15 protein-coding genes and 1 tRNA gene are annotated in these 14,528 nt (G+C 47.6%); 12 read left to right on the top strand and 4 right to left on the bottom strand.

The window, feature by feature from the left end; genetic code table 11:
- The first annotated feature begins 304 nt into the window (after positions 1 to 304).
- The 3 genes from SGRA_RS13135 to tatC all read left to right on the top strand — a co-directional run bounded on the left by SGRA_RS13135 (position 305) and on the right by tatC (position 2,923).
- Entirely contained in the window at positions 305 to 1,462 is a 1,158-nt protein-coding gene (locus tag SGRA_RS13135; protein ID WP_015693220.1) for an OmpA family protein, read from the top strand.
- 60 nt (positions 1,463 to 1,522) lie between these two features.
- On the top strand, positions 1,523 to 1,960 hold the full coding sequence (locus SGRA_RS13130; protein WP_041329658.1) for a hypothetical protein: 438 nt from the start codon (positions 1,523 to 1,525) through the stop codon (positions 1,958 to 1,960).
- Positions 1,961 to 2,041: 81 nt separating this feature from the next.
- Positions 2,042 to 2,923 carry a twin-arginine translocase subunit TatC gene (tatC, locus tag SGRA_RS13125; RefSeq protein WP_015693218.1) on the top strand — a complete coding sequence of 294 codons (882 nt, stop codon included), beginning with the start codon at positions 2,042 to 2,044 and terminating at the stop codon, positions 2,921 to 2,923.
- A 48-nt stretch (positions 2,924 to 2,971) separates the two neighbouring features.
- Here tatC and SGRA_RS13120 read toward each other — a convergent pair whose 3' ends face one another.
- Complete coding sequence (locus tag SGRA_RS13120) at positions 2,972 to 3,445, bottom strand: aminoacyl-tRNA deacylase (RefSeq protein WP_015693217.1); 474 nt, start codon at positions 3,443 to 3,445, stop codon at positions 2,972 to 2,974.
- Between the two features lie 137 nt (positions 3,446 to 3,582).
- Here SGRA_RS13120 and SGRA_RS13115 point away from each other — a divergent pair, with 137 nt between their 5' ends.
- The 6 genes from SGRA_RS13115 to SGRA_RS13085 all read left to right on the top strand — a co-directional run bounded on the left by SGRA_RS13115 (position 3,583) and on the right by SGRA_RS13085 (position 8,283).
- A complete protein-coding gene (locus tag SGRA_RS13115) occupies positions 3,583 to 4,752 on the top strand; it encodes a GWxTD domain-containing protein (protein ID WP_015693216.1) in 1,170 nt (389 codons plus the stop codon).
- 187 nt (positions 4,753 to 4,939) lie between these two features.
- Positions 4,940 to 5,611 carry a metal-dependent transcriptional regulator gene (locus SGRA_RS13110; protein WP_015693215.1) on the top strand — a complete coding sequence of 224 codons (672 nt, stop codon included), beginning with the start codon at positions 4,940 to 4,942 and terminating at the stop codon, positions 5,609 to 5,611.
- Positions 5,612 to 5,837: 226 nt separating this feature from the next.
- Positions 5,838 to 6,296 carry an SsrA-binding protein SmpB gene (smpB, locus tag SGRA_RS13100; protein ID WP_015693213.1) on the top strand — a complete coding sequence of 153 codons (459 nt, stop codon included), beginning with the start codon at positions 5,838 to 5,840 and terminating at the stop codon, positions 6,294 to 6,296.
- Positions 6,289 to 7,065, top strand: a complete 777-nt coding sequence (locus SGRA_RS13095; protein WP_015693212.1) for a M15 family metallopeptidase — start codon at positions 6,289 to 6,291, stop codon at positions 7,063 to 7,065. The genes smpB and SGRA_RS13095 overlap by 8 nt, the downstream gene beginning before the upstream one ends.
- Before the next feature lie 49 nt (positions 7,066 to 7,114).
- Positions 7,115 to 7,600: a hypothetical protein gene (locus SGRA_RS13090; RefSeq protein WP_015693211.1), complete on the top strand. Its 486-nt coding sequence runs from the start codon at positions 7,115 to 7,117 to the stop codon at positions 7,598 to 7,600.
- Positions 7,601 to 7,617: 17 nt separating this feature from the next.
- Entirely contained in the window at positions 7,618 to 8,283 is a 666-nt protein-coding gene (locus SGRA_RS13085) for a hypothetical protein (RefSeq protein WP_015693210.1), read from the top strand.
- 106 nt (positions 8,284 to 8,389) lie between these two features.
- On the opposite strand, the gene SGRA_RS13080 is transcribed toward SGRA_RS13085, so the two are convergent.
- Both SGRA_RS13080 and SGRA_RS13075 read right to left on the bottom strand, forming a co-directional pair.
- Positions 8,390 to 8,463 (bottom strand) — tRNA-Cys (locus SGRA_RS13080).
- A gap of 76 nt (positions 8,464 to 8,539) precedes the next feature.
- Positions 8,540 to 9,211: a DUF6438 domain-containing protein gene (locus SGRA_RS13075; protein WP_015693209.1), complete on the bottom strand. Its 672-nt coding sequence runs from the start codon at positions 9,209 to 9,211 to the stop codon at positions 8,540 to 8,542.
- A 108-nt stretch (positions 9,212 to 9,319) separates the two neighbouring features.
- Here SGRA_RS13075 and SGRA_RS13070 point away from each other — a divergent pair, with 108 nt between their 5' ends.
- Entirely contained in the window at positions 9,320 to 10,606 is a 1,287-nt protein-coding gene (locus SGRA_RS13070) for an HTTM domain-containing protein (RefSeq protein WP_015693208.1), read from the top strand.
- Between the two features lie 203 nt (positions 10,607 to 10,809).
- Positions 10,810 to 11,664: a mechanosensitive ion channel family protein gene (locus tag SGRA_RS13065; protein ID WP_015693207.1), complete on the top strand. Its 855-nt coding sequence runs from the start codon at positions 10,810 to 10,812 to the stop codon at positions 11,662 to 11,664.
- Here SGRA_RS13065 and SGRA_RS13060 read toward each other — a convergent pair.
- Positions 11,643 to 13,001 carry a leucine-rich repeat domain-containing protein gene (locus SGRA_RS13060; RefSeq protein WP_015693206.1) on the bottom strand — a complete coding sequence of 453 codons (1,359 nt, stop codon included), beginning with the start codon at positions 12,999 to 13,001 and terminating at the stop codon, positions 11,643 to 11,645. The genes SGRA_RS13065 and SGRA_RS13060 overlap by 22 nt on opposite strands.
- Before the next feature lie 167 nt (positions 13,002 to 13,168).
- On the opposite strand from SGRA_RS13060, the gene SGRA_RS13055 reads away from it, so the two are divergent.
- Entirely contained in the window at positions 13,169 to 14,278 is a 1,110-nt protein-coding gene (locus SGRA_RS13055; RefSeq protein ID WP_015693205.1) for a TFIIB-type zinc ribbon-containing protein, read from the top strand.
- The last annotated feature ends 250 nt before the right edge of the window (positions 14,279 to 14,528 follow it).

Below are 14,528 nucleotides of genomic sequence, written 5' to 3'. Positions count from 1 at the left end.
AATTTTTTTTGAGGAAAATACGGCTTTTTTTCCCTTTTGGGCCTGCTTCTTTATGGCTTAGAGCTTGTATTTACTGCGGTTTTGCAGGGCCGAAGGCCCGCAGGCTGAGGGATGGAAAGTGGTGCGGCGAAGCCGCAGACCAAAGTTTTTGAGCGTAGCGAAAAACTGCAGGGCCGAGCAGACCTGCGAGCCACGACACAGCCCGACCCGCCCGCAGGGCGGGGCAGCCCCAAAATATCGAACATCTTCAAGGCATATTCCGTCTGCTTCTGTATCTTTGGGGCTATAAAAAGCAGAAAATCAGATGAAATACAACTTTAGTCTTTTGTTTTTGGTCCTTTTTGGCAGTTTGCAGGCGCAGGTATTACAAAATATAGTGCGCAATCCTAGTTTTGAGCAATATCGGAAGCAGTACCCTAAAGACCTGGGGCAGATCAGTTTATCGACCTATTGGGGTGGGGCTAATTTGGCCGGAGCCGACTACTACCATGAGCGATCGGAGGGCAGTAATGTAGCGGTGCCTCGGAACAAAATGGGGCGGACCAAGGCCAAGACGGGGCGGGGATATGCGGGAGTATATGCCTATACTAGTCGCTATAGTAAAAGAGATTATCGGGAATATGTTCAGGTCAAGCTCAAGCATCCGCTCAAGCGGGGCGAGACCTACTGCATCAAGGCGCAGCTCTATTTGGCCGAGGCCTCTAATCGGGCATTGGGGGCATTTGGGGCTGGGGCCAGTCGTTTTCCGATGGAGCAGGAAGACGAGGCCGTTTTGCAGAATATAAAATTCACTTATTTATTCAATCAGGACCGTTCGCCCTTGGACCAGCGGCAGTGGGTAGAAGTGCAGGGAGACTATGTAGCAGAGGGGGGAGAAAACTTCTTAATTTTGGGAAATTTTCAGGATGATCGTTCGACCAAAGTGACTGGAGCGATAGAAGTGGATTCTTTTCGCAATCCGCATGTAGACTTTGCCTACTACTTTATAGATGATGTTTGTTTGACCAGTCAGAAGTCAAATTTCACATGTAATTGTGGGAGTTTTGAGATGCTCAATACGCAGCGGCGGGAAAAAATTGTCTTGGATGTTCGTTTGAATCGCAAAGAATACCGCCTCAATCAGGTAGATATTTTGGAGCAGGTTCAATTTGAGCGGGGCAATGCGATATTTTTGGAGGGGGCCAAAGAAGAGTTGGATAATTTGGCCAAGATCATGGAGATGAACCCCAGCTACGAGATTGAGATATCGGGGCACACCAGCAACAAAGGGGATCCCAGAGAAAATCATTTTCTATCGAAGAAGCGGGCCAAGGCCGTATATGACTATTTGGTGGCCTCTGGAGTGCATCGCAGTCGCTTAAAATATCGGGGATATGGACAGGCGCGGCCCATTGCCTTGAATGATAGTTCGGCGGGTCGGGCGAAAAATGAGCGCATTCAAATTAAGCTGCTGAAAAAGTAGGCTATTTTTTGTAAGTTTGTGGCTTGAAATTATTCCAATCTTTAGAAAGAAGTTTACATCATGCGTAGAAACAACATGGATGATCCCCGCCTAAGAGAGGCGGCTATTCAGAAGCCGATTGAAGCGATTCGTCAAATGTACTTGGACCAAAACGGCTTTAGCGAGCCCATGGTCGATAAAATGAAGGCGCTTCGTCAAATGTACATTGAGTTAGAGCAGCCTACCTTGGTTAAGTCTCTTCGCTTAGTTTATGAATATGCCGAATCGAAAGATTGGACATTCAGCCTAGCGGCTTGGGAGGAAGAGAATGATATCTCTAGCCTAGAGTACTATCTAGACCTTTTGACCAACCCGGGCAATAAATACAACCGCGAAGAGATTCGCGAGCTCAACGACTACCTCAAAGCGACCTTAAAAGGGGAAGAGGTAGAGTTTCGTCCTGGCGCCGATGATGAAGAAGAAGAGGAAGCCACTGAAGAGAATACAGAAGAAGCCTAAACCTTTTTGGCCCAAGGGAGTCTTCTCCCTTGGGACTTTTTTTCTTTAGGGGGTATATTTGCCCCTGCTAACTACTAATTCATGGCCTTACTTTCTTTCATCAAGCGAAGGGCCCAGCGCCAACAAGAACAAGATGGCGAGGGGGCCGAAATGAGCTTTGTCGAGCATTTGGATGAGCTGCGGATGCACCTCATTCGCGCCTTTATCGGCATTAGTGCAGCGGCTATTGTGATGTTCTTTGCCACAGAGCTGGTCTTTAAATATGTCATTTTTGGTCCGCTAGACCCCAACTTCATTACCTACAAGTTATTTTGTGGCATTTCGGAACAGCTAGGGACCAAAGCCCTTTGCTATACGCCAGTTAACCCCGAGCTACAAACCTTTGATATGGGGGAAGCCTTTTTGCTCCACATCAAAGTCTGCTTAATTGGGGGATTGATTGTCTCTTTTCCTTATGTGCTTTATGAGTTCTGGAAATTTGTTCGTCCAGGCCTCTATAATAGCGAGGTGAGCGCCACTCGTGGCGTAGTGGGCGTGGGGAGTTTGCTCTTTTTGTTGGGGGTAGCTTTTGGCTACTTCATTTTATCGCCTTTTGCGATCAACTTTTTGGTGGGCTATCAGCTACCTATGGTCAATGAGGGCCAAAGCATTATTAAGGCCAAGTCTTTTGTGAACTATATGATTATGTTCACCTTGCCTGCTGGCCTTATTTTCGAACTGCCTATTATTGTGTACTATTTGGCCCGTATGGGGATTGTCACCTCTGCGGGAATGCGGCAATATCGTCGGCATTCCATCATTGGGATTCTTTTGCTTTCGGCAATGATTACGCCCCCAGATGTCATGACGCAAATTATTGTTTCTATTCCCGTTTACATTCTCTATGAGCTAAGCATTAACATTGCGAAAAAGCAAGAGAAAAAACGAAATGAAGAATTGGGCATGCTTGAAGATCAGGCCTAAATGACAAAAGGGCAATCGGAGAATTCCGATTGCCCTTTTTCTATGGCCCTAAGCCTTAGAAAGCGGCAAAACTTCTATTTGCAAGAGCTCCTTAAGGGCCAAGGGGGAGAGTTCTAGCAAAATCCCTCTTTTGCCTGCATTGATGGCAAATAGGGGCAAATCTAGCGCCTTTTGGTCCATATAAATGGGTATAGGCTGCTTGAGGCCCAAGGGGCTACAACCTCCACGGATGTAGCCTGTTTTAGCTTGTAGCTGAGCTTGAGGTAAAAGCTCTAGTTGCTTAATGCCCAAACTTTTTTTGAGCCCTTTGAGGTCCAATTGCCGATCGCCAGGCACCAAAGCCATTAAGAGCTGCTTATTGCTGCCCTGCAGGACCAAACTTTTGTAAATCTGGGCCAGGGGCAATCCGTTTTCTTCGGCAATTTTGGCCACATCTAGGTTCTCGCTATCGTACTGATATAAAATGCTTTTATAGGGAATTTTTGCCGCTGCTAATAGCCGCATGGCATTGGTCTTTTTCATTAGTTTTGCTTTTTTTATTTGATGGGCTAAAGCCAAAATAGCACAAAAAGTTCAAATCGATGGCTTAGGCAAAAAGGCCAAAGCAGCAGCAAACACAGAGATATTTCTTAATTTTGATAGACAACAAATTCACAAATATGCGCCTCTCTCCCATTCTTTTTCTTCTCATTTTTGGTCTACAAGCCTGCGCCCCCAGCCATTATAGTCCCTTCTATAAGCTAGAGTATCAGCAGTATGATAAAGCGATGGTTTTACGGACCGACTGCATCCAAAAAGGGCAGCATTTTTATCTGCGCTGGGAGCACCCCAAAAGCAACTACATCCTTGATGTTCAAGTCTATCCACATCAGAGCAAAGAGACCCTTTTGTATCATGAGGTCCTCGATTTTCAGGCCGTGGAGTTGGGGCAGGCCCAAAGCCTAAAGTTAGGCGATTTTAAGGTGGGGGGCCAGCCATTGGTCCTCAAATTACAAATTGCTTCGCCCCAAAAGAAGCTGCTGAGCACCCAACTCTTCTACCTCAATGGTCCGGAGCGACAAATTGGCCAAGAGATTTACCTAGAACATAGCGATGACCGCCCCTTTCTGGGCAGCTACGCCAAAGCCGCTGATATTTTACAGTTGGCTAGCGCCGCCGACTCTATACAGCTCTTTTGTATCGATTTTTTTCCAAAATCTCAAGCCCCCGCCCCTCCCCCATACAGCAATAATAGCGGCATCTTTTTGGGCCAAAACCAAAGCGCCAAAGCCCGATTTTGGGTCAAAAAGGGCCAAGAGCTACAACTCAGCCAAGAGGGACTCTACTGGATTCGGAGCGATAGCAACGCCAGCCAGGGCATTTATCTCAACTACTTTGGCGAGGATTTCCCCAAAATTAACCGCATCAAAGACCTTATTCTCGGTAGCCGATATATCACGAAAAATATAGAGTATAATAAGATGAATAAGGCCGAAAGTCCCAAAAAGGCCCTAGACGAATTTTGGCTGGCCCGAAGCCGAAAAGAAGCCGTGGCCCGAAAACTCATCAAAAGCTATTATGGCCGCATGGAGTACGCCAACCAGAGCTTTAGCAGCTATAAAGAAGGCTGGAAAACGGATAGAGGAATAATTTATACTATCTTTGGGCCGCCACAACTTATTCGACAAACCAATAAGGAATTGCACTGGTACTATGGCAGCAGTCGCGGCCGCTATCCCGTCCATTTTACCTTTAGTGCCTATGAGGGCCAATGGATACTCCAACGTAGCAGCCAATACCGCAGCGCCTGGAATGCCGAAGTCCTCAACTGGCGAAATGCCATACAATAGAGCCTAAAGGAGGAGCAGAAGTGTTTTTTTAGGGGCTTTCCCTTCGCTTCGCTCCGGGTCGGGCTGTGCACTGTCTCGCTGTTCGCTCGGCCCTTCGGCAGCTTCGCCGCCTCGGTCTGGCCTGACGGCCAACAGTTACCATCCCTAAGCCAGCGGGCTGCGCCCGCTTCTAGACGCTACAAAATCTATGAATGAGCTAGACCTCTCCATCACAGAAGAAAACTACCTAAAGGCCATCTATAAATTGGCCGACCTCGCCCCTGGGCCAGTATCTACCAACGCCATTGCTCAGGAGGTACAGATTTCTGCCGCCTCGGTCAGCGATATGCTCCGCCGCCTATCTGAAAAAGAGCTAATTGTTTATGAAAAATATAAGGGGGTGCGCCTCAACCCCCAAGGCAAGCAGCAGGCCTTGGCCCTTATCCGAAAGCACCGCCTTTGGGAAACCTTTTTGGTAGAAAAACTAGACTTTAGCTGGGATGAGGTCCACCCTCTAGCCGAACAGCTCGAGCATATTCGCTCTATAGAATTGGTGGACCGTCTAGATGCTTTTTTGGGCTACCCCAAAGTAGACCCACATGGCGACCCCATTCCAGATGCAGAGGGCAATTTTCATGTGCTAGAGCATATCATTTTGGCCGAGCTAAAAGAGGGGCAATGCGCTCGCATTGTGGGCGTCAAAGAGGATGATGCCGACTTTCTCCGCTACTTAGAAGAATTGGGCCTACAACTAGGCGTAGAGCTGCAGCTCATTAAGCACTTTAGCTTTGATGGCAGCTTGTTGGTCCAGAAAAAAGATGGCACACAACTGCAACTGAGCAAAAAATTGGGGCAGCACCTTTTTGTTCGCCTTTGCTAAAGTTGGAACTTTGCCGAAGGCAAAAAAGTTATGCCCCCGAAATCAAGAAAAAGGCTTTCTTCTGGGTTTTGCAGGCGGCGAAGCCGCCGCAGGCTTAGGGATGGACAGCAGTGGCCCGCAGGGCCAGACCCAGCCGCCAAAGGCGGCGCAGGGCCGAGCGAACAGCGAGCTGCGAAACAGCCCGACCCGAGCGAAGCGAGGGGAAGCCCCAAAAAAATAACAACTCATGGAATTTAAGAATAAAATCGAAATCGTCAACCGCAAAGCGCGGCATTTATATGAATTTGTGTACACCCTAGAAGTGGGGATTGTATTGCAAGGGACCGAAATTAAGTCTATTCGTCAGGGCAAAGTCAATATGGGCGATGCTTTTTGTCGGGTAGTAGAGGGCGAGCTTTTGTTGGAAAAGCTGCACATTTCGGTTTATGAGCTAGGGACCTACAACAATCATGAGCCTTTGCGGCCTCGTAAGCTCTTGGCCCACAAACAAGAAATTAAGAAATTGCTGGGTCGAGTAAAGGAAAAAGGATTTTCTATTGTACCTTATCGCCTTTATTTAAATGAGCGGGGGAAGGTAAAGTTAGAAATTGCCTTGGCCCGTGGTAAAAAGAGTTTTGATAAGCGCGACAGTCTGAAGCAAAAGGACCTCAAGCGCGATATGGACCGCAATTTAAAATATGGATAAGTTTAGCCCTTTTTTACTGCTGAGTTTGCTTTTTTTGCTTGCCTGTCAAGGCGAGGTTGTAGAAGAAAAAGCGGAGCCTAGTTCAGAAGAAAAAACAGACAGTGCTGTATCTTTGGCTCCGGCCGAAGATACAGCATTTTTATACGCAGAAGCTCGTCGGCTTCGGCAATTAGAAATTCGGGACTCCTTACTTTCTTTGGAGGATAGTGCCTGGGTAGATTTGCAGCAATTGATTCCGCAGGCGGAATATGAAATCCGTTATGCGACGAGCAACAACTTTATGGAATTGCAGGTCTATGATTGTCCGGGCTGTTATAGTCGTTTGGCGGTGGCCAAATCCTTAATGAAAGTGCAGCAGAATTTGGATAGTATAGGCCTAAGTCTTAAATTCTTTGATTGCTACCGGCCCTCTTCGGCGCAGTGGGCCCTTTGGAAGAAAACGCCAGACCCTCGTTATGTGCATCCGCCCAAGCAGGGCTCTATGCACAGCCGTGGCAACGCCTTAGATCTCAGTTTGGTGGATAGTTTGGGTCGGGAATTGGATATGGGCACTCCCTTTGATTATTTTGGCAAAGAAGCCTATTGGTCCTATACCCAACATTCGGAAGAAGTCAATAAAAACCGTAAATTGTTGCGGCAGCAGATGCAGGCGGCTGGTTTTTCTACCATTCGGACCGAGTGGTGGCATTTTGTTTATAAAGCCCAACGCTTTCCCTTATCTAATTGGCAATGGTCTTGCCCCACAGATAGTTTGGAGCCAAAGGGCTAAAATGCACAATTCTTGCAGAATTGGCCAAGAACTTAACAAAACGACATTTATGAAACTCTCTTATTTTTTAAGCTTTTGCTTTCTTTTGCTAGCCGTAGCTAGCTGGGCCCAGCCCGATTTGGAAAACCTCAGTCGTGAGGAGAAAAACACCATGCGCAAATGTCCTTTGCACAAAAAGAAGATGAAACTCAGCGATAATTATCGGGCCAATGCCTCTGATTTTCGCCGTAGTGAGGCCTATCCATTTGCCTATCAGCTCAATTATCGTCGTTATTGCTCGGTTTGCACCAAGTTGCTGACCAAAGAAGAAAAGCAATTTGCGGCAGAGGAGCGTGCTCGTGGAAACAAGGCCAGCATGCAGCGTTGCATGGTCCATAATAAATTTATGAAGACCAATCCAGAGTTTTCTTCTGTAAAATCGGTAAAAAACGAAAAACGGGATGAGGACATCATCAACGCCAAGCAGTACATGGGCCGTTTTTACTGCCGGGTCTGCTCTAAGGTCTATCGCATTCGCTACAAAGATGAAGAATAACTTTTAATCCCTCTCCTATGAATATTTTTGCCATAATTGCCCTTGTTGTATTACTCTTGATTGCGGGTATTTTCTTCCTGCTTCGCTTTTTGCGCAATGTACAGCCCGATGAAGGCGAGTTAGAAGAAGACTTAGCCAGCCTTAAGGAGGCTATTGCTAGCTTTAAGGGCGGCTTTGTTCCTTGGTCTGCGGGCATTTCTGCCAAAGAGGTAGACCAGGTGGTTGAAAAGAGCAATCAGCGGCAGGGCAAGGGTGTTTTTCTCTCTCCGGAGGGGCAGCCTGTTTTTGCCTATGCTTTTCGCAGCTATATTGGTCCGGGGAAAAACAATTTGGTCTATGTGCTTACGCTAGAGCATGAGTATGTCTTTCGGACCAGCACCAAAGGGACCGAAATTCGGCGAGATGAGCGCCTAGTTGGGCTGCTCCGCCCCAATGGTCAGTTGGTCGACGAGCGTGGCCGAGATATTGGCCGTTTGGAGCGGCGCAATGCCATTAGTGAAAGTCGCTTTTATCTAAAAGAAGAGAATAGCGAAAGAGAGCTGGCCAAAATTGCCCTACCCGATAATATTGGCAAGATAGAAGCCGTAGAAATCACGGGCATGCTTTCGGCGGAGCAAGAGCAGCAGCTCAAGGCGGTGGCCAGCTATGAGCTGGTCGAGAACTTGGGCCTCTTTGCTAAATAGCGAGCCGTTAAAGCGAAAAAGGGCAGCTGGAGTTTCCAGCTGCCCTTTTTTTGGCCCAACTGCCTAGGGGCAAAAAAAAAACAGTCAGCAAAAATGCTAACTGTTTTGGAGGTCGCGGGCGGATTCGAACCGCCGTACAAGGTTTTGCAGACCTCTGCCTAGCCACTCGGCCACGCGACCTTTTTAAGGGGTATGCTTCTCTGTCGAAGCGATTGCAAATATAGGGCAGGGCTTTGGATTATCCAAATCTTTTTGCCTAAAAAATGGTTTTCATAGGGGAATCAAAGCTAGCTTTGGCCAGTGAATCGATACTTTTCTCCAACTGAATCAAGCCTTTAGGGGCATCGTGATAATCTAAAATTATTTTTTGTCCTTGGGGCAATTTTAGTGAAATAGCTTTAAAAGGGAAGCCCTCTAGGGGTTCTTCTTCTTGGGGGTAATACCGTTGCCAGGTTTCAAAAGCGGGGGTCCAATTGGCTAATAAGGTCTTTAATTTTTTGGGGTCTATTTTGCATTCTCTTTTGCCCATGGGTTCGGCAAAGGCGAGGCCTTCATAGAGAACATCTCCATTCGCCCAAAAATATAGGTGATATTGTGGACATTCTCCATAGCAGGGGCCAGTCATAAAGCTAATTAGGGGTTGGTTATTTTTCAGGCTGCTGGGCAGGAGCCCCTTACCAAATTGGCTGCCTAAGCCTGTTTCTTGCTCTATCTTTATTCTTCCCTCTCGAGATTGGCGGTAAGCCTGCATTTGCCGGGCAGAATCAGCCAATGATTTGGCGGCTATGGCCTGCTCTCGGGCTTTTCTGGCCTCGGCTTGTTCATCGGCTTGGCGGAGTCGTTCTTGCCAGGCACGTTCTTCTTTTCGATGTTGGCAGGCCAAGAGTAAAAAAAGAGCTAAGCATAGGATTGGATAATGTGCTTTCATCTGCTAATTTTGGGCTAAAGATAATGATTTTTTTGAGGCTTATTATTTTTTGGGGTTTGCTGCTCAATCAGGCTTTTGCCCTTTATTCTCCACAAGCTTTAGCGTTCTATGAAAAAGGTCCAACACTACCTGGGACAAGCCATTGATATTCGTTCTTTAGTGCTTTTGCGCATTCTTTTTGGCGGCATTGGCGCCTATGGCTTCATCAGCTCTTGGATGAAGGGAGAAGCGGCGGAGCGTTTTCAGGACTTGGCCTATCGCTTTAGTTGGTCGGGCTATACCCTTCCCTCTTTAGGCGATGCGGCCATTCCCTACATCTATCTTTTTGGGCTATTGGGGGCTATTGGGATCAGTTTGGGGGCTTACTATCGTTTTTCGGTGCTTTTATTTGCCTGTTGTTTTGGGTACTTACATCGTTTAGATGCTAGCAACTTTATCAATCATTACTACTTGATTGAGTTATTGGCCTTATTTTTCTTTTTTGCGCCGGCGCATCGCAACAGCAGTTGGGATGCCTATCGGCGGCCCAAGATACGGCTAGAGCAGCATCCTTTCTTTTGGCTTTTTTGCTTGCGCTTACAAATTGCGCTAGTTTATTTTTTTGCGGGTTGGGCCAAATTGAGTACAGATTGGTGGGCTGGGCGGCCCTTGCGCATTTGGCTGCTACAGGCCCAGGATACGCCCTTGATTGGGCAATTTTTGGCCTTAGCCGAAACAGCTGTTTGGGGAGGTCGTTTGGCGGCCTGCTACGACCTGAGCATCTTCATTTGGTTGAGTTGGAGTAGAACGAGGCCTTGGGCTTATTTGGGAGTGCTCATTTTTCATGGGCTCACGGGCTACCTGTTTAACATTGGTCTTTTTCCGCCCTTGATGATTGGGATGACCTTAGCTTTTTTTCCGCCTAAAAGTTGGAAAAAGCTGCCCCTTCCTTATTTTAAGGGAGAAAAGACGGCTTATAAAAGCTGGTTTGGGCCCATTTTGCTGCTTTATTTTGCTTGGCAATTTATTCTCCCCTTGCGGCATCATTTCTTTGGGGCCAAGGATATTATTTGGTCGCAGCGTTATTATCGTTATGGTTGGCGGGTAATGCTCGTAGAGCATCAGGGGCAGGTTCGTTTTGAATTGGCGGACCAAAAAGGGAATCGTTGGGAGGTATCTGCTAGTAAATACCTCAAGCCCTATCAGATAAAGCGGATGAGCGTACAGCCCGAGGCGATTCGGGAGTTTGCTGTATTTTTGGCCCAGCAAGAGGCCAAAGCAGGGCAAAAACTGGCGGTATATGTAGATGCTTTTGTCAGTTTGAACGCTCGGCCGAGTCAAAGAATTATTGATCCCGAAGTTAATTTGGTCCAAGCGGCCCCATTTGGGCCCTGGCTGCTCCCTTTGGCGAACTAAAGTGGGCCAAGGGCTGTTTTTAGGCGGCGCAGCCGCCGCAAAGGAGCGAAGCGACGCGGCCTAGGGATGGTAACGGGTGGCCGTCAGGCCAGACCGAGCCGCTGAAAGCGGCGAAGGGCCGAGCGAAGAGCGAGCCCGTGCACAGCCCGGCCGCCGAAGGCGGCAGGCCCCAAAAAATTAGGATAGAACAAGAAAAAAGAACAATGAAAATTTTATTACAACTAGTCGGCTGGTTAGTCTTTATTGGCCTTTGGTTTTTGGTAGAAACGGAATGGTTAAATTTGGTCAAAGCGCCTTTTTTGCGCTACCTCAATAGCTTTGCGGGCTTCTACTTCTTTTTTATGGGCTTTAGTAGCCTGATGCAATTTTTGCAATACATTTATCGGAGGCGGAAAAAGCTGGGGGCAGAGCAGAAAGACAACATTATTGCGGGCAGCCACAACATTTACTATTTGGTGATGCTCTTGGCCCTATTCATGACCGTTTTGAGTCTATTTGGGATCAATTTGAGTAGTTTATTGACCTCGATTAGTATTTTTGCGGCCGCCTTGGCCATTTTGAGCAAGGACTACATCTCGAACATTATTAGTGGGATGATGATTGCCTTTTCGAATGAGGTAGACTTGGGCGATGTGGTAAAAATTGGGGAGCAGAAGGGCAAAGTGATGAGTTTGAGCTTGTCAAAACTAGTTATTTTGAATGATGATGACGATCTGATTTACATCCCAAACAATACCGTTTTTCTGAGTGAGATTGTCAATTACACCAAGCGAGACATCAAGAAAACCAGCATTGAGTTTGAGATGGATTTGCAGTATGTTCGGCGCATACCGAACCTAGAGCAAGACCTGATTACGGCCATTGCGAACTATCATGAATGGATACAAGAAGACAGCTTCATCCTGAAAGTGGAAGAGCTCAAGCGGGATGCGGTAATATTTAAATTTCAGTACATTTTGAAGGAGCCGAATCGCAAATTAGAGCAAGACATTCGCCGTTTGATGATTCGTCATATTGTTCATATTGTCAAAGAGCATCAGAACAAGGTTACGCCATAAATGAGGGCGATAATGAGGAGAAGGACAATGCCTAATCCGGGCAGCATACAACCTTTGGGGCTATGGCTGGGCCCTTCTTCATTTTCTTGGGCCGTAGGATGGTGAGAGAAGGCCTCTTGTTCGGTTTCCTCTTGGGGTTCTCCATTGGCTAGGGGTGTACCTTCAATATCGAGTTGCTCCAACTTCTGTCTGAGTCTTCTGGGCAAGCTTTTGATCTGCGTATGGGCGGCAAACAAGCGTTGTAGATTGGGCAAATCGACCAGGCTATCGGGCAATTGCTCGATAGGATTGCTCTCGATATGCAAAACCTCTAGGGCGCGGAGAGCGTCTAGAATGAGCGGCAGGCGGTCCAAATCATTGCCTTGCAAATAGGCCATTTTCAGGCGGCCAAGGCGGGCAAAATCGGAAGGGAGGTGTTGGAGTTGGTTATGTTCTAGATGGAGCAGCTCCAAAGAGGCCAGGCCTTCCAACTTGGGCAGATGTTGGAGGGCATTTTCTTTCAGGTTGAGTTGTTTGAGGCTAGCTAGGCGGTCTAGGCTATCGGGCAACTCTTGCAGTTCATTTTGGGCCAACTGCAAAAGCTCTAGGCTACGGAGCTGGCCAATTTGAGCGGGCAGATGGCGAAGCTGATTATTTTGTAGCCAGAGATTTTGCAAGGCAAAAAGAGAGCAAATACTTTCGGGCAACTGCTGCAGCAAGCAATTTTGGAGCTGTAGGGTTTGCAGCTTAGTGAGTTGGCCAATATTGACCCAAATTTGGCTAATAGGGTTATCGTTGAGGGCCAAAAAGCTCAGATTGGGCAGCTGCTCCTCCTCCAAATTGGGCAAACTACTAATATTATTGTGGCTGAGGTCTAGGCGCTGCAGGCTAGGCAGGCCCAAAATAGCCGCGGGCAAAGCCTTGAGCTGGTTATTGGAAAGCTGCAGTAACTCCAAACGGCTGTGGGCCAGAAAATCGGCCGAGAGGGCTGAAATCTGATTATTTTCTAGATAAACCTCCTTGAGATTGCTCCATGCATTGAGCCAAGTAGGCAGGGCTGTCAGTTCATTATTCCGAAGGTCCAGCACTTCTACATGACGCAAATTAGCGAGGACAGCCGGCAGGCTGCTCAGCTCTCGTTCCGATAAATCTAGCTCTTGGACCGCATAGCAAGCCGCCACTGCCTCATGCTGTTCGGCATAATAAGGCAGGGGAATATACTGCCGAAGCTCGGCATATTCCTGTTCCCAGGGTTTTAGATTGAAGCCTTGGGCGCGGGCGCGCAACAGGGCCATCTCCACCTGTTCGGGATTGGCGGAGCGAAGTTTTTTCCAGAGCTGCTCGGTTAGAGGTTGCATGATCACGGTTTTTGGAGCTAAAACAAGCGCCAAAATAAGGATTCTTAAATGAGCTACCAATATTTATCACCTGTTTTCTTTTTTCCTTTTTTAGGGTTTACTTTTCCGTTATAAATAAGTATATTGCTTATGTAGACCCTTTTAAGTAATCTCCAAACAACAGAGATATGTTAGCAGAAAACGACGACATTCGGAATAGCATCCTCAAGTTGCCCTGCCCAACCTGCGGCAACCAGTTGAGCTATTCGGCAGAAAAACAGCTAATTAGCTGTGGGCATTGTGGTTTTTCTAAAGATTTTGACAAGGCCAACGACCTTGTTCGGGAGCAATCTTTGGCCCGAGCGGCCAGCCAGCAAAACCAATATAAGCCCAAAGATTTGGGCAAAAAGGTCATGAATTGTGGGGGCTGTGGGGCCCAACTCATGGTCGATAGCAGTGAGGTTTCGCTGCGTTGTAATTTTTGTGGCTCGGAAAAAGTGAATGAAAAGGCTTTTGAGCAAAACCTCATTCAGCCGCAGGGCATCTTGCCTTTTGTGGTCACAAAACGTCAGGCCAGCGAGAAATTTAAGGATTGGATTAAAAAAGGCTGGTTTCATCCCAACAAGCTGAAAAAACTGGCTGCACTGGGCGATGTGCATGGCATTTATGTCCCTTTTTGGACCTTTGACGCCCAGACCTACACCGAATGGCAGGGGCAGGCGGGTTATCATTATTATGAAAACCAAACGGTTTATGAAAATGGCGAGCAAAAGACCAAACGGGTACGTAAAACCCGCTGGGAATCAAAGTCGGGCCGTTTTCGCCAACCCTTTGACGATGTTTTGGTGGTGGCCTCTAAGGGCTTGCCCGAAAAAATCATCGAGCGCATTTTTCCTTATCGCCTAGAGGAGACCATCAACTACCAAAATGAATTGGTGGTCGGTTGGGAGTCTGAAATTTACAGCGTAGATGTGCAGCAGGGCTACCAAAAGGCCGAGCAGAAAATGATGGAGGACCTCCGCAATCGGGCCCGCCGAGAGTTGGGGGGCGATGAACAGCGCAGTTTGCGTGTAGACAGCGACTTTTTCGAGCAGACCTTCAAGCATCTGATTTTGCCAGTTTGGCTCTGCAGTTATCAGTACAATGGCAAGTCTTATCAGTTTGCTGTGAATGGGCAAACGGGCCGCATTAATGGCGAAAAACCCATTTCGACCATCAAGGTGATTATTACGGTTTTGATTGTTGTGGCCATTATTGGGCTCATTATTTTCTTGTCTTCTGGAGGCGAGGGAAATTAGGATTTTTTGGGGCTGCCCCGCCCTGCGGGCGGGTCGGGCTGTCTCGCAGCTCGCTATTCGCTCGGCCCTGCAGCGCTTTCAGCGCTTTGGTCTGGCGCTTTGCGCCACTGCTGCCCATCCCTCAGCCTGCGGCCCTTCGGGCCTGCAAAACGCAAAAAACGGCCCTAGCCTTTTCTAAATATGCAGGGATATGGCTATCATTGCGAAGCTCCTTTTTATTCAAAAAAAGGAGCTTTACTTTTTAAACCAC

The sequence above is a fragment of the Saprospira grandis str. Lewin genome (assembly GCF_000250635.1).
GTDB classification, from domain to species: domain Bacteria; phylum Bacteroidota; class Bacteroidia; order Chitinophagales; family Saprospiraceae; genus Saprospira; species Saprospira grandis.
The sequence above is the reverse complement of the archived record's forward strand: the minus strand, read 5'-3'. Positions and strand labels throughout refer to the sequence as shown.